Raw genomic sequence first — 19,064 nt, 5'->3', positions numbered from 1 at the left:
GTTGAGGGCGATGGCAAGGCGTTGCGTGGGCAGACAGTTAGTTGCTTTCACCGTCCGGCACGTTTCGCGCATTCATGATTCGCGACAGATTGACCTCGATCCAGTCGGCCAGCGCACTTACCTGCTGCGCAATCTCCTTGCCGAGCGGTGTCAGCCGGTAGTCCACGTGTGGCGGCACCACGTCGTACGAAGTCCGGACTACGAATCCATCGGCGGCGAGCCATTGCAATGTCTGCGCAAGCATTTTTTCGCTCACGCCATCGACCTTGCGACGCAAATCGCTGAAACGGCAGGTTTCTTCATCCAGTAACACCATCAGTACGAGCACGCCCCATCGACTGGTCACGTGCTTGAGCACTTCGCGCGACGGACAATCCGCCGAAAGCAACTCGCCCCGGCGAACGAGTTCGGACAAGGGCACTGCGCCAGCGGTCATTTCGATATTCGAGTTCATTGATACTTACCTTCGCGTACGTACTTACGAAAAGTTAGTTTATTCGATACCGTGCGGATTCGGTTGTCTACACGACGTTTTCCATCATTAAAGGAGTCCTCTCATGATCGCAGTCACCGGCGCCACCGGCCAACTTGGCCGTCTTGTTATCGAAGCATTGTTGAAAACTGTGCCTGCGGCGCAGATCGTCGCCGCGGTGCGTAGTCCGGAAAAAGCCTCCGATCTCGCTGCCCGCGGCGTTCAGATCCGGCCGGCGGACTACAACGATCCCGTCACGCTCGACGCAGCGTTCGCGGGCGTCGAGAAGTTGCTGCTGATTTCATCGAACGAGCTTGGCAAGCGCGGCGTTCAACATCGCGCGGCGATCGATGCTGCGCGCCGCGCCGGTGTGGAACTGATCGCCTACACGAGCGTGCTTCACGCCGATACATCGCCGTTGGGTCTTGCCGGTGAACATCGTGAAACGGAAGCGGCCTTGCGCGAATCGGCGGTGCCGTTTGTCGTGCTGCGCAACGGGTGGTACACGGAAAACTACACGGGCAGCCTGGCGCCGGTGCTCGAACATGGCGCCTTGCTCGGCGATTCGGGCGATGGACGGATTTCATCGGCGGCGCGTGCGGACTATGCCGAAGCGGCCGCCGCCGTGTTGACCCGCGATGAGCAAGCAGGTCGCATCTACGAACTGGCTGGCGATACGGCCTATACCCTCACCGACTTTGCTGCGGAAGTTGCGCGGCAGGCGGGCAAGGCGGTGGTGTATCGGAACATGTCCGAGACCGAATACAAGGCAGCTTTGATCGGCGTCGGCTTGCCCGAGCCAGTTGCCGAGCTGATCGCTGACTCGGGAACAGGCGCGGCGAAAGGTGCTCTCTTCGATGACAGCCATCAACTAAGCACGCTCCTCGGCCGTCCGACGACCTCGTTGGCTACCGTTGTTGCTGCGGCGCTTGCGAAGTAACCATCTGTGAACGCGCGCAGTCAAGTTGAAGGCTGCGCGCTGCTGCACCGGCTCTGGATTCTTTGCGCCCACGGGTCTTCGTATACTTATCAGATGTAGCGTTTTTTCTTGTCAAACGTACTTCTCGCTGGTAGCCTCTCTTCAAGCTCTTGAAATCAAAGCATAAATACTCATGCCGGCTGCCTCCACCCCGCCATCCGTTCGCAACGCCGAGAACCGCACGTCGATAAAGCGGCTTACGCGTGAACATTTCGCGTTGTATCGCGGGTATCTGGACGGTGTGTCGGTCGAACAGCTGCACGCCACTTATGGCGACGCTACTACCGACGTTCGCGCCACCCGGCGCCTCATCGGGCTCTTGCGCGACACGCTTTCAAGCGCCGCTCGCCGGACCCGCGACGTCGAAGCCACGCACCTGTTACGCCTGCGGCCAGGCAGCATTCCTGAACGCGTCGCTATAAGCGCCATGCCGACGCTCGAGGCTTACCGCGACGCCATCGATCCGAACGGGTTTCATAGCGAAGCTGAATTGCTCGAGCTTTATCGGGCGGAATACTCTCGGGAGAACGCGCCGCTCGACCGGCGCATTTCGCGGAATGCACGGCTTCGGCGCCGTCAGGCGGACGCGCTCGCACGGATGGAAGCGAGTCTGGTCCAGGCGCCGCAACCCGATCACCCGGTATCAAGCTGGCTGGAACCTGCGATCGCGAGCCGGCTGCAACGGGCGCATATATATACGCTCGCGGATTTGCTGGGGTTTATCGAGCGGCGTGGGCATCGTTGGCATACGGGCATTGAGCGAGTTGGGCCGAAGGCGGCGCGGCGCGTGATTGACTGGCTTTCGCTTCATGCGGATTCGCTGGGTCATACCTTGTCGCCGCGCGCCGTCACCCCTCGCCGGCACCTGGACAGTAACGATCCGGCGCTTGCCCGACCGCGGGAATTTGGGATCGTGCCGCTCGAAGCGCTCGACGTCCCGCCCGAACTGGACGGCTCCGCGGGCACGAATCGCGCGAAACGGTCTGCCCCGGATGGCGATTTCCGTACGGATTTGCAGGCGCTCAATGCATGGCTTGCCGGTCGTCAACACAGTCCGCACACGGTTCGGGCCTACAGGCGCGAAGCCGAGCGTCTGCTTCTCTGGGCAATTCATTTGAGAAAAAAGGCGCTTTCATCGCTCGATACCAGCGATTGCACCGAGTACGTCGAGGCGTTTTTGAAGGATCCGCAACCCGCCGCACAATGGGTCGGTAGCGCGAAAATCGAGCGAACCCACCCTGATTGGCGGCCGTTTATCGGCGGGCTTTCCGACCGCAGCCGCGAAACGGCCCGGGCGATCCTGCGCGCAATGTGCGAATGGCTGGTGGATCGAGGTTATCTGAAAAGTAACCCGTTCTCACGCTGCACTACGATTGCAATCGGACCACGAATCGACGTCGCAGGCCGTTCGCTGAGCCAGCATCAATGGAACACCGTGGTTCAGGCGAGCATGCGCATCAGGTATTCGCGCCAGGAACTTCGAAATTTCCTGGCGATGCAGCTGGCTTACGCGACCGGGCTGCGGCGCGCGGAATTGGCCGCGTCCACCACTGGCCAACTGTTTGCAACGATGCCAAGTGCTGCCGGCAGCAAACGCTGGCAACTGTTGATTACCGGTATCGGCCGTCCGGACCGTTACATTCCAATTCCCGATTCGGTGATGGAAGTGGTTATCGCCTCTCTGCAGGCGCGAGGGTTGCCAGGGAATCCGGCTGCCTGCGCGCCCGATACACCGCTCCTGGCGAATTTTCGTACGGGCCAAGCACTCACGCCCGATGGGGTCGGACAGGTTTTTCGCCGGTTACTGCTTGGATCCGAGCCAGTCGCGACGCGCGGCTTTCCCGCCCAAAAAGATGCTTGCCGCAATCCAAGCACGCATTGGATCCGCCATACGCATTCGCATCACGCGCTGGAACGAGGCGTGGACTGCCGGGAAGTTCAGGTGCGCCTTGGTCACGCCCACCTTTCGACCACGCGGCTGTATCTTAAATCCGCCCCCGCCTCGCAGGGTCAAAGCCGCTAAACCACGGTTCGCGCCTCTCGAATCGCGCAACACGTTTCACGTCCTAGACTGATTCCGCAGACCTAAAACAGGCTCCGTCGCCTGTTTTCCCTCAAGTCGTTTCTCATGTTTTTGCCCGCAGCCCATTACCCGCGTGCCTTTGCGGGTGTCCGGGGGTGGCAAAGTTTACTTGCGTTTACTCCGTATACCTCTTAGTCTTCGGTTACCGTCGGTTCTACCTTTTGAGGAAGAATCCACGTTTTTGGTAGAACCAGCACCACCGGGAAGAAACACATGGATATCAACCTTTCGACGCCACCAATCGAGGTGACGCCGGACGATCTCGTCAATTTGGCCGCGCGCTCTGCCAAAATGCTCGAGCGAATTCGCACGCAGATGCTCCAACCGTTTCCACGGAAGGTTGCCCCGGTGTTTCCGAGCGGCAAACTTCAGGAATTGTGCGGCATCGATAAAGCGCGTTTCTCCTATCTGATCAAGAAAGGCGAACTTCCGCAAGGGACGCAGGAAAAGCCGGGCGCTGCCCGGCAATTCACGTTGGCGGAAACCATTGAATGGGTGCGGGCGGAACGCAAGCCCAGACAGCGTCCCGAAGGCAAAAAAGGCAAGGTCATCGCCATCGGCAACTTCAAGGGCGGTGTCACCAAGACCACGACGTCCATGGTTCTCGCGCAAGGTCTGTCACTACGACACGGACGCCGCGTGCTGCATATAGACATGGATCCGCAGGGAAGTGCGACCACGCTGTACGGAATCAACCCTCACGCCGAGATCAATGGCGATCAAACGATTTTGCCCTTGATCGAGGCGTACGTGAATGGCGAAGCCTTCAGCATGAAGGATCTCCCAATGCAAACGTACTGGGAAAACCTTGACCTGATTCCGTCCTCGACCGATCTCTTCAATGCCGAATTCATGCTCCCAGCACGGGTTCATGCGTCGCCTAGCGCGAAATTCTGGAATGTGTTGAATGACGGACTGGAAGATCTAAAGGACGAGTACGACTACATCATCATCGACACCGCGCCGACGCTGAGCTATCTCACCATCAACGCATTGTTTGCAGCAGATGGAGTAATTGTTCCCGTGATGCCGGACACGCTTTCGTTCGCATCCATGGTCCAGTTCTGGTCGCTTTTTTCCGACATGGTCTCCGGCATGAAGCAGTTTGGAGAGTCGGCTGACGAAGCCAAGGTGTTTGATTTCATCGACATCCTGGTGACGCGCATGCCGAACAAGGCAAATGCGTCGATCGTAAGAGACTGGGTCATCACCACCTACGGAGAACGCGTTCTTCCGGTGGAGATTCCGGAAACGGATCTTGCACGTACGACCACGAACGATTTTTCCACGGTCTACGACTTCCCGAACTATGACGGAAACGCGGCGACACTGCGGCGCATCCGGGTGCCGTACGACCAAGTTGTGGATTTGATCGACAGCAAGGTCTGTTACCTCTGGGACAAGGAGTAAGCATGTCTACAGCAGCGAAACAAAAGGCGAAGGCTGCGGGTATTCGTCTCGACGACGACTCCGCCGATACACCTTCAGAACCGCTTGCGCCGCGAACTGCGCCGGGGCAACTAATCGGCTTGCAGGGTCGCGTCCACAGTCAGCAAGCCGAGATCGAAAAGCTAAAACGTGCGCTTGAACAGCGCGCGCCAGGCAAAATTCCGCTCGACAAGCTTCATGAAATACCAGGTCGCCGGCGCCGGCTTACGGCCGCGGAATACGCTGAGCTCAAAGCCAACCTGACGGCTTACCCGCTCGCGCAGCCCATTACGGTTCGTGAACGGCCCGATGGTGAATACGACATCGTGGCCGGTCATAACCGCGCTTCGGTTTATCGGGAATTGGGACGAACGGAAATCGACGGCATCGTCCTTGACATCGATGTGTCGATGGTCGAGTACGCCGCATTCTTCTCGAACCTTCTTTCGCCGACGCTATCGGATTTTGAGAAATTTTGGGGATTCAAATCTCTCCAGGATTCCACCGGAATTACAAAGGAGGAACTGGCAAGAGCGGCTGGCATCAGCGATTCGCACGTTGGCCGGATCATGAAGTTCGATCTTCTGCCCGACGAAAGTAAGGACTTGTTGGCGACCCGCCCCGAGCGCCTCGGAAGTAACGCTGCCGAACAACTGGCGAAAGCGGTCGCGGAAGGTCGTGAAGATAAAGTCAAGGCCGCTATCGAACGCTTGATAAGCGACGATGCCTTCACGCAAGCGCAAGCAGTCGCCGCCACTAAAGCCGACCGGGCGCCTCGCGAACGCAACGAGCCGTTGATAGTTCGTCGCGGCAGCAAAAAGGTATGCCAGATTTCGGCGCGCAATGGCGTGGTCGGCGTGTCGTTTTCAGGCAGCGCTGCAAACGAAGCCGATCAGTGGGCCGAAAAAATTCGGACATTTATCGAATCTGAACTCGAGAAACAATGATCCCTAGTAGGGAACTCATTGAAATCAACAACTTAGATTTGAAGATGGCATACCCCTAGAGTATTCGAGCGGAAACTCAAATACTCCCTACTAGGGAAGCCTTATAAATCATGGGTTTATCTCACCAACCGAGAACAATGATGAACTGATCCGACGCAGAAAGACAAAAGCCTTCGGCGGGAACCGAAGGCTTTTGATTTAACCGGGCTTCGCTGTCGCTTGCCCACTGCTGCACTTCTCCGACGGGAATCGGATAAAGGCCCAACACCTCGAAGTGTAGCGGATAGCGATCGGCAGTCAAGCGTTTCCCTTCCATTTTTCAGAAATGGACGTGTGACATGCTTATCGCGCAACATTCCGTTGCTGGCGAGGGGGAATTGCACCCTCTTCCACTTCACGACGAGTCCGTCGATATCGATCAAACCGCAATGGATCATTTCCTCGCGGGTCAATCGAATTTGCCCTGGGTCGTATTCCGGGCAGCACATCGCGCGGCAAATTTTCCGACGCTTCCAGCACGAGCACGAGCCGTATTGGCTGCGCTCGCACGCACCGTTGATGCCAAGAATCCCTACGCTTCCATATTCGCCCGACGCGAGCTTCTCACCGGTCGCGCCATGCAATCGATGCGTACCTTCTACAGAAGTCTCGACGACCTTGAAGCGGCTGGCCTGATCGAGCGCGCTCCCCAAAAACGTTACGGTACCGCCGGATTGTTTGGACGCGCCTATCTCCACTTAACAGAGCGCTCGGCAATGGTCTTGGGATATATCGATACGGATGACGCGCAAGAACTGAACGAGGCTGTCCAATCGAGCGATATCGGTCATAGCGCCGTAGATCCAACTTTTGACACTCCGTGTGCCAGCGTGGCAGACGGAGCTATATATAAGGATCTATCCCCTAAGAATCAAAAGAGACAACCGGGACGCCTCCCTGCCGACCTCGAGCGCTTGCTGAGTCTGGGTTTTCGTGATTTTTTGATTTTCAAACTCATGCGTGAAGCGAAGGCACATGCGAAGTTGCTTTCCGATGTGGTTGAAGCAACCTGGGAGCACCTGAGACAGGCCAAGCGTCCGATAAGTTACTTGCGCGCACTGCTACGTTCGCCTGTCGATTTTGGTCATCAGATTCGCGCGAAGCGTACCGCGCATGAACGCGAGGCACGCGAGGTCGCGCGTCTTGCGCAGATCGAGACCACCGCACGAGAATGCGTTGGTCAAACCTTTATCGATATCGACGAAACCAGACTCATTGCCGTATCGAGCGATGGGCAATCAATTTCCATTCAAAACTATCAGGAAATATCGCCGCGTATCGCGGCAGGGCAGTGGGCAGAACCGTTCGTAGCCGCACTCAAAGCGAAAACGTTAGGGCGGGCAACCCAACAACAGATCGACGACTTCCGCGACAAATGCGCGAAGCACGTAGTTCGCCCTACCGTTGGACATGCCGAGAAACCCACGTTGAACCAACCACGGACGCGGACACCCGATATCGGAAGCCGACTTAGCGAGATGAAACGTACCCTAAGGGCGGCGTGCGCCGGGGTCTCGCGCGTGAGCAAAACAGCAAATGCGGATGATGGTTCATCGCAAGATTGCGCTCCATCGTACTCAATCCGATGATCACCGACTTCAGCGATGAGTCACGCAAACAAATCCGAACGCTCCCTGAACTCAAGCTTGACCGCCAGTTCGCCGAGGTCGTTCACCGGTTCGTGACAAGCGGGAATGCAAAGGAGATTGAAGCCCCGCAATACGCGATTCGAGCGCGATGCGAGATTCTGCATAGCTCAATGAGGTTTCCGCTAAAAGGACAATAGAAAGCACGAGAGAACAGCCGCCACACAAACCTCATCGCAACTAACGGTCTCACAACCTCAATCCTCGGAAGCCCACGCTCAGCACACGTGTCGAATCCTGAAAGCGGCATCAAGAGACCCTTGCCGACCGATGGAAAACCCGGACCAGCAAATGCTTGACTGATTGTATGACAGTCATATAATCCTAAGCATCGGAACTGGGCAGGCAACCGCCTTCGACACCGCAAAGCAGGGCAACCGGAGAACAACGTGGATCCCCGCCGACGCCGACGCGGACCGGTCAAGCAAAATTACGAACGCACTTGACGCTCGGAGACTCGACCGCGAGAACGCATCAGCGCTCGACGTCCTGATCACGATGCTCCCCAATTCCGACATTGTTGAGGCAGTCTTTCTAGGTTCGCACGGCGATGGCCAGACCAACGGTTGGGTTGCCGCGCTCGCGAAAAGTGCAGTTGTCATCGACATGAGTTCCTCCGAACCCGCTCGTTCTCGTGCTTTGGCAACGACCCTGGAAAGCAAGAACTCAAATACCTCGACGCCCCAGTTTCCGGCGGCGTAAAACGTGCGAAAGACGGCACACTTGCAATTCTTGTTGGCGGAAACGAAGGCGTACTCGATCGATGCAAACCCGTACTCGATGCGATGGGGAAAAGTGTTCTGCACATCGGCGCCGCCGGCGCAGGACACGCGGCCAAAGCACTCAACAACTACGTCTCCGCGACGGGTTTGATGGCGACCATCGAGGCACTACATATTGCAAAACGATTCGGCATTGAACGCGAAGTGATGACTGACGTCCTCAATGCATCGACGGGGCGCAGCAACACATCCGAGAACAAGGTAAAGCAATTCATGCTCAGCAGCACGTTCGCCTCGGGCTTCGCAATGCAGTTGATGAACAAGGACCTCAAGATCGCACGGGCATTGTCCGACGGCGTTGGCTACCCAATGAAACTCGGTAAGAACGCGACATCCTTGTGGGATGAAATCTCAACGCACGCAACCGCCACAACCGATCATACCGAGATGTACAAGTTGCTTGCGGACGAAGGCAATTAACTTCATTCACCGAATCCCAGGGCGTAGCGATGTCACGAACAGCACAGTTTTACATCGATGGAAAATGGGTTGAGCCGACAGCGCCAACCTGGTTCGACATGATTGACCCTTCATCCGAGCTGACGACCGGACGTCTCGCCATTGGGACTCCAAATGATGTTGATCGCGCGGTTATCGCTGCGCGCCGGGCATTCCCGTCTTACTCGGATACCAAGGTCGCGGATCGCGTCGCGTTGCTGCGCCGGATCGTAAAAATATACGAACGCCGATACGACGAATTCGCCGAGGCAATGCGACTCGAAATGGGCGCCCCGATTGCGTTCGCACGCAAAGGACAAGCAGCGCGCGGGCCCGCGCATCTTAATGCGTTGATCGATGTACTCGAACGCTTCGACTTCGAAGAGCAGCGCGGCACGACGCGTGTGCGCCACGAAGCGATCGGTGTATGCGGACTCATCACACCGTGGAACTGGCCCATCAACCAGATCGTCGTCAAGATCGCGCCAGCGTTGGCGGCGGGATGCACCATGGTTCTAAAACCGAGCGAATATTCGCCGCTTAGCGCATTGATGTTCGCAGAGGTACTTGATGAAGCCGGTGTGCCGCCAGGCGTTTTCAACTTGATCAATGGGGATGGCCCGGGCGTTGGCGCCGCAATCGCGAGTCACCCGGGCATTGACATGGTGTCGTTCACCGGGTCGACTCGGGCCGGCATCCAGGTCGCGCTCGGTGGCGCATAGCGCTTGAGCACTTCAGGATCGTGACCCGGAACGATATGGTCATCGGAATCAGCCAGTTCCGCCAGCTTGCGATATCCCTCGACCATCTCGCCGACATTGAAGACGGTCGGAAATGGCCGCTCCTCGTGCATGTTCCGATAATAATGACTCGCGTCTGACGCGAGCACGACCCAGCCGCGCTGCGTGTGAACGCGTACGACCTGAAGGCCGCGCGTATGGCCGCCCACGTGATGTGTCGAGAGCCCCGGCGCTATATGTCCAACGCCGTCGTAGAATTTCACGCGGCCTTTGTAGACTTCCTGAACGAGCGCAAGCACATCGCGCAGGTTGAAGCCCTCCTGGAAGCAGTGGTGTGTCATGTAGCGCCCAGTCGCGTATTCCATCTCGCGATCCTGCAAATGAAACGTGGCGTTCGGAAACGCGTCGAGATTGCCAACGTGGTCGTAATGCATGTGCGTGATGAGCAGGTGCGGAACCTTGGCTGCATCGACATCGAGAAGCTTCAACGCGTCCGGCAACGCATGCACCAGGTTTCTGCCGCGCGCAGTTGCGGTCTCCGCGTTGAAGCCGGCATCGACCACCCACACTTTCGAGCCATCGCGGATCAACCACACGAAATAGTCCATGGGCATAGGACCATTGTGAGGGTCGCCGCCGAGAAAATTGACGCTCGCGGTGCGTTGATGGTCCGCATATTTGATTGCGTACACCTCATAATTTGGAAGCATTGCAAGTCTCCTCCGGATATTGATGTGAGCCAAACGCTGTCGAATATCGATCAAGCAATAGTGCAGACTGTATGACAATCAGTCAATTAGATGATTTTCTTATTGTGCTCGGTGACCGTCTTAACAGCCGCTTTTTTAACCCGGCTTCTAGCGGCACACATCAAGTATCATGGGGGAATGAACTTTGTCAGACGGGAATACAATAATGTCAACTGAGATAGGTTTGGTGCGACCGGAAACGTTGCGTCACCAGGTCGAGAACGTGATTCGACAGGCCATCATGTCGGGACGCTTTGCGCCCGGTGCCCGGCTTATTGAACGTGAGTTGTGCGAGACCCTTGGCGTCAGCCGAACTTCAGTCAGGGAGGCGTTGCGTCGGCTTGAAGCCGAGAAGCTCGTGCGCAGCGTGCCGCATAAGGGACCTGTGGTTGCGATCATGTCGAAGCAGGAAGCGGCGGAGCTTTACGCCATTCGCGGTTTGCTGGAAGGTTTTGCGGCAGGCGAGTTTGCGCGTATTGCGGACGACGCAGCGATTGCGCAATTCGGCGAAAAAGCCAAGGCGTTGCGTGTGCAGGCGCTGGCTCAAGACCAAGCCGGCGTGCTCAAGGCGAAAACCGAACTCTACGATGTGTTGCTGGACAATTGCGGCAACGGTCTTGTAAAGGAAATTCTGACGAGCCTTTATTCGCGCGTGAACCTTTTGCGGGCGACTTCGTTGATGCACCCGGATCGCTTACCGACCAGTCTTCGCGAAATCGATAAATTGTTCAAGGCTTTGAAAGCGCGCGATGCAGGCGCGGCGGAAGCGGCAGCGCGTTTGCATGTATCAAATGCGGAGAAGGCTGCAATGCGCATGCTTGAGGAAGCAGACAGCGAAGACGAATAGCGCTTCACTGCCAGTAGAAAATATCAGGGCGTTTGCTTGACAGCAAACGCCCTGTTTTTGTTCGTCGGTCTGAAATCCGGCTTAATGACCGAAGTAGATTGTGTGATTGCTGTCCGACGGACCTGTTTGCGCGCGTATGCCTGATGCCGACGTACCGCTTATGGAAGGACCGTAAGAAGTCGCCGCTACACCGCGCTCGTCTTGTACGCGCTGTTCTGCAGCCTGCGTCTTGGCGGGATACGTCGTGCGATCTTCGCCTGGGTTGTAACCCGCTTGTTCCATTTGCTGCAAGTCGCTTTTCACTGCGGAACGCGTGACTTGCGTGTTGTCCTGAGCCAATGCGAGTGCCGGTGCAGCCAGGGCCGAAGCAATCACAACGGCAGGAATCAATGACTTGATCATGATCGAACCTCCTTTGAATGGTGTTAAGGAGGTGTATGCAAACAGCAGGCCAGCTCAGCGTTCACTTAAACAGCTTGGCGATTTGAACTTGCATCGCAACAATCGCCCTGAAAATAACTGATTCACGCGCTTGCTGTTGCAAACATGGCAAGCTCGCATTTTTGTCTAGCCGGCGTAATGGCCCGTGTTTTACACGGGCGCTGCAAAATCGCAGTCAGCCGCTGAGCTTCCCACGATATATCCCTACGCCACATCTTTATTTCAATAACTTGTTTTTGAAAGTGCCCGCAAGCGCCTACGATGATTTCTTGAACGCATCAATCCGATGCCGTGAGCAGCTCACAAGCCGATGGTCCTAGATGGTTATGTCCTACGACGCACCTGAAATCCGCGTGCCCACTCCGGTAGTCGCGCCCGAATCTGCTCCGCCGATCGCTCGCGGCGACGACGCCTATGAACGCATTCGCCGAGATGTACTCTCCTGCAAGCTGATGCCCGGCTCCACAGTCACCGAAAGCCAGCTGATGTCGGAGTATCAGATCGGCAAGACGAGTTGCCGTATCGCGCTCGTGCGTCTCGCACATGAAGGATTCGTACGCTCGTTGCCACGGCAGGGTTACCGTATTGCGCCAATCACGTTGAAAGACGTCGAGGAAGTGTTTGCATTACGCGTTCAGCTCGAGCCGCTGGCGGCACGACTCGCGTGCGGCCGTGTAGATGTGGATTTGCTCAGACGCCTGGAAGCCGCGTGCCGCGTGCCCCACCCGGAGCGCGCGCTGTCCGCTCAGATCGACACATTCCTTGACGCCAACCGCGAGTTTCACCTTGCAATCGCAGCGGCGAGCGGCAATGAGCGTCTGCATAGGACGCTGGCAAGCCTGCTCGATGAAATGTCGCGTCTCGTGGCTTTGGGCTTCGGCGTGCAAGGCACGAAACCCGAGATCAAGCACGACCATAACGCAATGATCGATGCATTCGTCGCCGGCGATGAACGCCGTGCCGAGACCATCGCGCGCCGTCACATCGAGACGTTCCAGAGCATGACAATGGAGAAGGTCTACGCAAGCCTCTCGAGCGCCGGGGCATCGCTGCCGCTCTACACCGTCGCGGAGTTGCGCCGATGAGCGCTGCGATTTCCCTTCGCGGCGTCGGCAAGCATTTTGGGTCGCTGCAAGTGCTGGACGGGGTTTCCTTCGATGTCGGCCAGGGCGAGATCGTAGCGCTGCTCGGCACATCGGGATGCGGGAAAAGCACGCTGCTCAATATTATCGCTGGTTTGATCGAACCGAGCGCGGGCGAGTTGCGCATCGATGGTAAGGAAACCGAAGGGACGAAAGATCGCAACGCACTTTCTTATATGTTCCAGGAAGACCGCTTGCTGCCATGGCGCACGGCTCGCGCGAACGCGGAGTTCGGCCTTGAAGCCGCCGTCCCCTCCATATCCGCGCGGGAACGCCACGCGCGTGCGGAAGCGGTCCTCGATCTCGTCGGCCTGCAAGGTTTCGCCGATGCCCATCCGCACCAGTTATCGGGCGGCATGCGCAGCCGTGTCGCATTGGCCCGCAGTCTGGTCACGAGTCCGCGCATCCTGTTGATGGACGAACCGTTTTCGAAGCTCGATCCGCAAATGCGCACGCAGATGCACGAGGAACTGCTGCGCATTCACGCGATGCGAAACATGACCGTGCTTTTCGTCACGCACGATGTGGAGGAAGCGATTGTGCTTGCTGATCGCGTGGTGGTGCTCGCGCCGCGTCCCGGGCGCGTGCGCGAGATCGTCAACGTCGACTTGCCGCGCCCGCGTAGCGCTACAGAACCCGCCGTCGCCGAAGCGATCCGCCAATTGCGTCTCCTGATCTGACCTATGTCCACTGTCCCACGAAGTTCGTTTGCCTCGACTGTGGCGCAACGCGTCGCACTTGTCGTGCTGCTGCTGGCGGCGTGGTGGCTTGCGTCTCTGCGCATGCCGCAATTCGTGCTGCCCGGGCCGCAAAGAGTCGCGCGCGCGTTTGTCGCGCTCGTGCAAAGCGGTACCTTTTTTGATGACCTTGGAGTCACGCTGTATCGAGTGGTCGGGGGATTCCTGCTGGCGGCAGTCGTCGGCGCGCCGCTAGGGATTGCGCTCGGATCGAATCCGCGCGTGGCGCATTTCTTCGAGCCGCTGCTCTCGATCGTGAATACGGTTTCGTCGGCGATCTGGGCGGTGTTCGCAATCATCTGGTTCGGCATCTCGAACGCAACGACCATCTTCGTCGTGTTCATGACGGCCATGCCACTGATCCTCACCAATGTATGGCAAGGCGCGCTGACGGTAGATGGCAACCTGGTCGAGCTTGCCCGCAGCTTCCGTATGTCCCAGACGCAGATCATGCGCAAGATTTTCCTGCCGACCATCCTGCCGCATTTCTTCGCCGGCGCACGGCTCGCGTTCGGGTTCGGCTGGCGCGTGTCGCTGGTCGCGGAGACCATTGGGTCATCGAACGGGATTGGGTATCGCTTGCGGCAGGCGGCGGATCTCGTGCAGACCGATCAAGTCTTCGCGTGGACCGTGACCCTGGTCGTCCTGATGCTCGTACTCGAAGCCGGCGTACTGAAGCCGCTCGAACGGCGTTTGTTTCGATGGAAAAAAACCGACTGAACCAACGGGGAATGCAAAAATGAAACGTCATGATTTATTCAGGAGAGCGGCGCTTTTTGCGGCCATTGCCGCAAGCGCAACGTTAGGCGCTGTACAGACGGCGCACGCAGAACCGATGCGCATCGGCTACTGGACAAGCGGCGTGAGCCTGGGTTTTGGCGCCGTTCTGGAAGCGCAGAAATTTCTGCAGCAGCGCGGCCTGGATGTGACCTTCGTGCATTTCTCCGATGTCAACGCGCCCAATCGGGCGCTCGCGGCGAACGCGATCGACTTTGCATTTGCAGCGCCGGCATCGGCAGTTTTCAGCACTGCGGCGGAAGGCGTGCCGCTCAAGATCGTGCTCGCAACCCAGCCCGCGGACGTCGAGTTCGTCGCGCCTGAAGACTCGCCCATCAAGTCGCTCGCCGACCTGCGCGGCAAGAAAGTCGGCATGTCGCCGCCGGGCAGTTCGGTTGCATCGATAGCAACCGCCGTCTTGCAGGGCAACTACGGCATCAAGCCGGCTGACTTTTCCATCGTGCCTGGAAACGAAGGACGCCTTGCGCAGTTCCTCGTGCAAAAACAGGTCGATGCCGCCGCGTTGCGCTCCGTGACCATTGCGCAATTGAAGGAGCTGAAGGTGAAGCGCCTTGGTAGTTTCGGCGGCGAATGGAAGAAGCTCACCAAGTCGGACGCCACGCCGTACATCGGCGTGAGTGCGATCCGTGCGGACTATCTTGCGAAGCATCCGCAAGACGTGGCGAAGCTGATTGCCGGCATGCGTACCGCGTTGCAATGGGGCGCCGCGCATCAGAACGATGTCGCCGCGATCCTGCAGAAGAGTGCGAACTTGCCGGCCGATGACGCGCAAGCGTACGCCGCGCGCTGGTCGGACATCAATCGTGTGACGTTCGAGCCGATCGATCTGGAAACGCTCAAACGTGAGCATCAAATTTTCGTGGACGGTGGCGTGATCAAAGGTGCATTACCCGCCGACCTCTTCGATACGGCGCCGTACGCCGCATCGAAATCAATTCAATAACGTGGAGAAGACACTGTGACAACCGCCATACCATCGACCATGAAAGCGCTCGTGTTGAACGAGCATGGCGATCTCGATCAACTGCACGTGGTCACTGACAAACCCGTACCTAAAGCAACGCCCGGGCACGTTGTGATCCGTGTGCGCGCATCGTCATTCAATTATCACGATGTATTCACGGTGAAGGGCATGCCAGGAATCAAGGTCCCGTTTCCGGTCGTGATCGGTCTGGACATGGCCGGCGACATCGCAGAGGTGGGCGAGGGTGTTGAAGTCTGGAAGGCGGGAGATCGTGTGCTCGTGAATCCGCTTTATCCCGAGAAGGGCCTGATGGGCGAAATGCTCGATGGCGGCATGGCGCAATATTGCCTCGTGTCGGTCGGGCAGTTGATCGCGTTGCCCGATGCCGTGAGCTACGACGCCGCGTCCGCGTTGCCGGTCGCTTACGGTACGGCGCACCGGATGCTGGTTACGCACAAGACCGTGAAAGCCGGCGACCGCGTGCTGATTCTCGGCGCAAGCGGCGGCGTGGGTACGGCGTGCATCTTGATCGCGAAGCAGTTGGGTGCGGAAGTGATCGCGTGCGCCGGCAGCGACGAAAAATGCGAGCAGCTCAAAGCGCTCGGCGCCGATCAAACCGTGAACTACAAGACCACGGATTTTTCGAAGTGGGCGATCGGACAGTACGGCAAGCCGCAGCGCCGGACTTATGACGGCGGTGTTGATGTCGTCGTGAACTTCACCGGCGGCGACACATGGGTGCCATCTTTGAAGTGCCTGAAACGCGGTGGCACGCTGCTGGTTTGCGGCGCGACGGCCGGACATGCGCCGGCGGAAGACCTTCGATACATCTGGAGCTTCGAGCTGAAGATCATCGGCTCGAACAGCTTCTACGATGAAAACCTGCGCGCGCTGCTCGACCAGATCGCGACGGGCGAACTCGTGCCTGCCATCGACCGGACGTTGCCGCTCGAAGAAGCCGCAGAAGGACTGCGGCTGATTCGCGATCGGGAAGTGCTGGGCAAGGTCGTCGTCAATCCGTAATTCAATGCTGAAAGGAACATCATGAGTGAAGCAACTTTGCCGAGTGCGCAGGATATCGAGGCACGCCTGCGGCGTGGTCCCTTCCACGAATGGCTCGGGTTGAGAGTGGTATCGGTGGGTGAGGGCGAGATCGAGCTCACCGCGACGTGGCGCGAAGAATGGGTCGTGAATCCGGACAAGGGATACACGCATGGCGGCGTTCTCGCGGCGCTCGTGGATCTCGCGGCGGATTGGGCGCTGGTCTCGAAGACAGGGCGCGGCGTACCGACCATCGACTTGCGCGTGGATTATCATCGCGCCGCGTTCAAGGGCGATCTGACGGTGAAGGGCAAGGTGATCAAGTTTGGATCGCAAGTGTCCGTGGCCGAAGCGCAAGTCTTCGATAAGGATGGCAAGCTCGTAGCAAGCGGACGCGGCGCGTATTCAACGGTGACGGCGACGCAGGCAACGTGATGCTTGCGCTCGATCATCTGGTCATCAACACGCGCTTCGACACCGACGCCGCTCAGGCCGTCTTCGAGCAACTCGGTTTCACGGTCGCGCCGCGCGGGTATCACACGCTCGGCTCGATCAACCACGCAATCGTCTTCGGCGACCACTATCTTGAACTTATCGGCTTGCCCGCCGATGGCAAGACCGTGCGGGAGGAAATCCTGAACAGTCCGCTCGGCGCTGACGGCCTCGTGTTCCGCACGAGTGATCCTGACGCAACCTTCACGGACTTGCAGCAGGCCGGCTTCGATGCCACACCGCCGCAAACATTTTCGCGGCCGGTCGAGCCCCTTGGCGATGCACGCTTCACGACAGTGCGCCTGAAGCCCGGTCAACTCGATGGCGGTCGCGTCTATTTTTGCCAGCACCTGACTCCGGAACTCGTGTTCCGCGATGAATGGCAGCAGCATCCAAATGGCGTAATGAGCTTGAGCGCGCTGCATCTGATCGACGTAGCGCCCGAACCGTACGTGCAGCTCGGCGAGATCGCGCCGGGATTCGAGTTGGTGTACTGGACGTGTGAAACCTTCGACCAGCATTTCGGCGCAATGGCCGCGCACGTTGCGGCGCGCGGACCGCGTTATGCCGCGATCACCGCGCGTACGCCGGCGTGGCGATCCTTGGGACAGAAAGCGAATGCCGCTGGCTTGCCCGTTCAAGTCGACGCGGATCGCGCGCTCGTCGCCTTGCCGCGCTTCGATACCTTGCTGGAATTCAAGTCATGACGTTCCCCACCAATCTCGGGGCGTTGATTTCCCGGGACGCCACCGACAAGGACGCCGTTGCGATCATCGGCCTTGACGAAACGTTCAACGCGCGTCTGTACACGTTCGCGGAACTCGATGCCATTGCTGACGCTGTCGCTCATACGCTTCGCCGGCAGTACGCGCGTGGTGATCGCATCGCGGTCCTTGCGGCCAATTCCGCTGAATACGTCGCGACGATGCTCGGCATCATGCGTGCGGGGCTGGTCGCCGTGCCGGTCAACTACAAGTTCCCTCGGGCGTTGATCGCGGAAGTCATCGCCGATAGCGGGGCTCGGCTGGTATTCAGTGATCCAAAACGTTTTCCCGATGCACCGAGTGCGTTACCGCGAGTTGTATTCAATAGCGCGGATAGCGAGCACGGTTTTGATGCTTTTATCGCCGATGCGAAGACGCATGGCGGTCGCTTTGATCCGGTCGTTCCGCACGAAAACCAAGCCGCGCTGTTCCTCTATACATCAGGTTCCACAGGCCGGCCCAAAGGCGTCGTGCTCTCGCACGCGAGTCATCGCTGGGTTGTCGAGACGCGCCTTGCGGCGCTGCCTCTAAAGAGCGAACGCGTGTTGATCGCCGCGCCGCTTTATCATATGAACGCGCTCGCGCTCGCGTTCCTGGCGCTTGCCGCGCGCGCCACGACCGTATTGATGCCTGCCTTCAACGCGCGCAATTACATTCGCGCTGTCGACACATATCGCTGCACCTGGCTTACTTCTGTCCCTCCGATGATTGCGATGATGATGCAGGAGCGCGATCTGCTTTCGCAGACGGATCTGTCATCGGTGCGTTACGTGCGCATGGGTTCGGCACCGGTCAGCGGCGCGTTGCTCGACCAGATCCACGCCTTGTTGCCGAACGCCAAAGTGATCAACGCGTACGGTACGACCGAGGGCGGGCCGGTCGTGTTCGGACCGCATCCCGGCGGTGTTCCGACGCCGCCGCTTGCCATCGGCGTGGCTCATCCGCTGGTGCAGCTTCGTCTTGTCGATACAAACGGGCAAGTGGCCGACGAGGGCGAACTTGAGATGCGTAGCCCCGGACTCATGAATGGTTATCACAATCGCGCGGACCTGGCGCCGCCGATTACGCCGGACGGCTTTTATCGCACGGGCGATGTGTTTCGCCGCGATGAAAACGGCTTCTATACGTTCATCGGGCGACGGGACGACATGTTTGTTTCGGGTGGTGAAAACATCTTTCCCGGTGACGTGGAGAAGATGCTGGAGCGGCATCCGCTGATTCAGCAAGCGAGCGTGATTCCTGTCGACGATGCCATCAAGGGCACCAAGCCCGTTGCGTTTATCGTGCGCAAACCGGGCGCGGAACTGAGCGCAGAGGCGGTGAAAAAGTTTGCACTGGAACACGCGCCTGCGTACCAGCATCCGCGCCAGGTATGGTTCGTCGATGCGTTTCCGCTTGCTTCAACAAACAAGATCGATCGGGCGGCGCTCAAGCGGGACGCGGCGAAGCGGCTCGCGCAAGAAGGCTAGGGCGATGGCTTATCAAGTTATATCATCGGTTTTGATATATTTAAAATCCGATGATAAAGCGGTCGT

At 58.3% G+C, this 19,064-nt stretch carries 21 protein-coding genes and 2 pseudogenes; 18 read left to right on the top strand and 5 right to left on the bottom strand.

Going from position 1 to position 19,064, the window contains the following annotated elements; translation table 11 throughout:
• Positions 1 to 37 precede the first annotated feature (37 nt).
• Positions 38 to 454: a helix-turn-helix domain-containing protein gene (locus tag HB633_RS09060; protein WP_213777772.1), complete on the bottom strand. Its 417-nt coding sequence runs from the start codon at positions 452 to 454 to the stop codon at positions 38 to 40.
• 103 nt (positions 455 to 557) lie between these two features.
• Between HB633_RS09060 and HB633_RS09055 the strand changes: the two genes are divergently transcribed.
• From HB633_RS09055 to HB633_RS30810, 5 genes and pseudogenes are all read left to right on the top strand, one after another.
• Positions 558 to 1,412: an SDR family oxidoreductase gene (locus tag HB633_RS09055; protein WP_213777771.1), complete on the top strand. Its 855-nt coding sequence runs from the start codon at positions 558 to 560 to the stop codon at positions 1,410 to 1,412.
• 172 nt (positions 1,413 to 1,584) lie between these two features.
• A complete protein-coding gene (locus tag HB633_RS09050; protein WP_213777770.1) occupies positions 1,585 to 3,474 on the top strand; it encodes a phage integrase family protein in 1,890 nt (629 codons plus the stop codon).
• A 273-nt stretch (positions 3,475 to 3,747) separates the two neighbouring features.
• Positions 3,748 to 4,944: an AAA family ATPase gene (locus HB633_RS09045; protein ID WP_213777769.1), complete on the top strand. Its 1,197-nt coding sequence runs from the start codon at positions 3,748 to 3,750 to the stop codon at positions 4,942 to 4,944.
• 2 nt (positions 4,945 to 4,946) lie between these two features.
• Positions 4,947 to 5,312, top strand: a pseudogene (locus HB633_RS30815) (ParB/RepB/Spo0J family partition protein); the annotation flags it as partial.
• 60 nt (positions 5,313 to 5,372) lie between these two features.
• Complete coding sequence (locus HB633_RS30810; protein WP_255580884.1) at positions 5,373 to 5,909, top strand: hypothetical protein; 537 nt, start codon at positions 5,373 to 5,375, stop codon at positions 5,907 to 5,909.
• A gap of 121 nt (positions 5,910 to 6,030) precedes the next feature.
• Here the strand turns inward: HB633_RS30810 and HB633_RS09035 are convergent, their stop codons facing one another.
• On the bottom strand, positions 6,031 to 6,210 hold the full coding sequence (locus HB633_RS09035; RefSeq protein ID WP_213777768.1) for a hypothetical protein: 180 nt from the start codon (positions 6,208 to 6,210) through the stop codon (positions 6,031 to 6,033).
• A gap of 37 nt (positions 6,211 to 6,247) precedes the next feature.
• Between HB633_RS09035 and HB633_RS09030 the strand changes: the two genes are divergently transcribed.
• Positions 6,248 to 7,537 carry a replication protein O gene (locus tag HB633_RS09030; protein ID WP_213777767.1) on the top strand — a complete coding sequence of 430 codons (1,290 nt, stop codon included), beginning with the start codon at positions 6,248 to 6,250 and terminating at the stop codon, positions 7,535 to 7,537.
• 20 nt (positions 7,538 to 7,557) lie between these two features.
• On the opposite strand, the gene HB633_RS09025 is transcribed toward HB633_RS09030, so the two are convergent.
• Positions 7,558 to 7,701: a hypothetical protein gene (locus HB633_RS09025; protein WP_213777766.1), complete on the bottom strand. Its 144-nt coding sequence runs from the start codon at positions 7,699 to 7,701 to the stop codon at positions 7,558 to 7,560.
• Positions 7,702 to 7,897: 196 nt separating this feature from the next.
• On the opposite strand from HB633_RS09025, the gene HB633_RS30805 reads away from it, so the two are divergent.
• The 3 genes and pseudogenes from HB633_RS30805 to HB633_RS09015 form a co-directional block, all read left to right on the top strand.
• Positions 7,898 to 8,296 (top strand): NAD(P)-binding domain-containing protein, encoded by a 399-nt coding sequence (locus tag HB633_RS30805; protein ID WP_255580828.1) that lies wholly within the window; start codon positions 7,898 to 7,900, stop codon positions 8,294 to 8,296.
• Positions 8,297 to 8,379: 83 nt separating this feature from the next.
• The gene (locus HB633_RS30800) at positions 8,380 to 8,796 is read left to right on the top strand and encodes an NAD-binding protein (protein ID WP_255580868.1); all 417 of its coding nucleotides are present in this window, start codon (positions 8,380 to 8,382) and stop codon (positions 8,794 to 8,796) included.
• A gap of 29 nt (positions 8,797 to 8,825) precedes the next feature.
• A pseudogene (locus tag HB633_RS09015) lies at positions 8,826 to 9,521 on the top strand (aldehyde dehydrogenase family protein); the annotation flags it as partial.
• Here HB633_RS09015 and HB633_RS09010 read toward each other — a convergent pair.
• Positions 9,461 to 10,264 carry an N-acyl homoserine lactonase family protein gene (locus HB633_RS09010; protein ID WP_213777765.1) on the bottom strand — a complete coding sequence of 268 codons (804 nt, stop codon included), beginning with the start codon at positions 10,262 to 10,264 and terminating at the stop codon, positions 9,461 to 9,463. The pseudogene HB633_RS09015 and the gene HB633_RS09010 sit on opposite strands and share 61 nt — an antisense overlap.
• A 205-nt stretch (positions 10,265 to 10,469) precedes the next feature.
• On the opposite strand from HB633_RS09010, the gene HB633_RS09005 reads away from it, so the two are divergent.
• On the top strand, positions 10,470 to 11,150 hold the full coding sequence (locus tag HB633_RS09005; protein WP_213777764.1) for a GntR family transcriptional regulator: 681 nt from the start codon (positions 10,470 to 10,472) through the stop codon (positions 11,148 to 11,150).
• Between the two features lie 81 nt (positions 11,151 to 11,231).
• Here HB633_RS09005 and HB633_RS09000 read toward each other — a convergent pair whose 3' ends face one another.
• On the bottom strand, positions 11,232 to 11,552 hold the full coding sequence (locus tag HB633_RS09000; protein WP_218626710.1) for a DUF4148 domain-containing protein: 321 nt from the start codon (positions 11,550 to 11,552) through the stop codon (positions 11,232 to 11,234).
• Positions 11,553 to 11,917: 365 nt separating this feature from the next.
• Between HB633_RS09000 and HB633_RS08995 the strand changes: the two genes are divergently transcribed.
• From HB633_RS08995 to HB633_RS08960, 8 genes are read left to right on the top strand one after another with little or no spacing between them, the layout of a single operon-like run.
• The gene (locus tag HB633_RS08995; protein ID WP_213777763.1) at positions 11,918 to 12,676 is read left to right on the top strand and encodes a GntR family transcriptional regulator; all 759 of its coding nucleotides are present in this window, start codon (positions 11,918 to 11,920) and stop codon (positions 12,674 to 12,676) included.
• Positions 12,673 to 13,413 carry an ABC transporter ATP-binding protein gene (locus tag HB633_RS08990; protein ID WP_213777762.1) on the top strand — a complete coding sequence of 247 codons (741 nt, stop codon included), beginning with the start codon at positions 12,673 to 12,675 and terminating at the stop codon, positions 13,411 to 13,413. Before HB633_RS08995 ends, HB633_RS08990 begins: the two co-directional genes overlap by 4 nt.
• 3 nt (positions 13,414 to 13,416) lie before the next feature.
• Complete coding sequence (locus HB633_RS08985) at positions 13,417 to 14,190, top strand: ABC transporter permease (protein ID WP_213777761.1); 774 nt, start codon at positions 13,417 to 13,419, stop codon at positions 14,188 to 14,190.
• Positions 14,191 to 14,209: 19 nt separating this feature from the next.
• Entirely contained in the window at positions 14,210 to 15,211 is a 1,002-nt protein-coding gene (locus tag HB633_RS08980) for an ABC transporter substrate-binding protein (RefSeq protein ID WP_213777760.1), read from the top strand.
• Positions 15,212 to 15,250: 39 nt separating this feature from the next.
• Entirely contained in the window at positions 15,251 to 16,255 is a 1,005-nt protein-coding gene (locus tag HB633_RS08975; RefSeq protein ID WP_213778197.1) for a zinc-binding dehydrogenase, read from the top strand.
• Positions 16,256 to 16,276: 21 nt separating this feature from the next.
• Positions 16,277 to 16,708, top strand: a complete 432-nt coding sequence (locus tag HB633_RS08970) for a PaaI family thioesterase (protein WP_213777759.1) — start codon at positions 16,277 to 16,279, stop codon at positions 16,706 to 16,708.
• The gene (locus tag HB633_RS08965) at positions 16,708 to 17,472 is read left to right on the top strand and encodes a VOC family protein (RefSeq protein ID WP_213777758.1); all 765 of its coding nucleotides are present in this window, start codon (positions 16,708 to 16,710) and stop codon (positions 17,470 to 17,472) included. The genes HB633_RS08970 and HB633_RS08965 overlap by 1 nt, the downstream gene beginning before the upstream one ends.
• On the top strand, positions 17,469 to 18,998 hold the full coding sequence (locus tag HB633_RS08960; RefSeq protein ID WP_213777757.1) for a class I adenylate-forming enzyme family protein: 1,530 nt from the start codon (positions 17,469 to 17,471) through the stop codon (positions 18,996 to 18,998). The genes HB633_RS08965 and HB633_RS08960 overlap by 4 nt, the downstream gene beginning before the upstream one ends.
• Positions 18,999 to 19,064 lie beyond the last annotated feature (66 nt).

Source organism: Caballeronia sp. dw_276, from assembly GCF_018449635.1.
Taxonomy (GTDB): Bacteria; Pseudomonadota; Gammaproteobacteria; order Burkholderiales; family Burkholderiaceae; genus Caballeronia.
The sequence above is the reverse complement of the archived record's forward strand: the minus strand, read 5'-3'. Positions and strand labels throughout refer to the sequence as shown.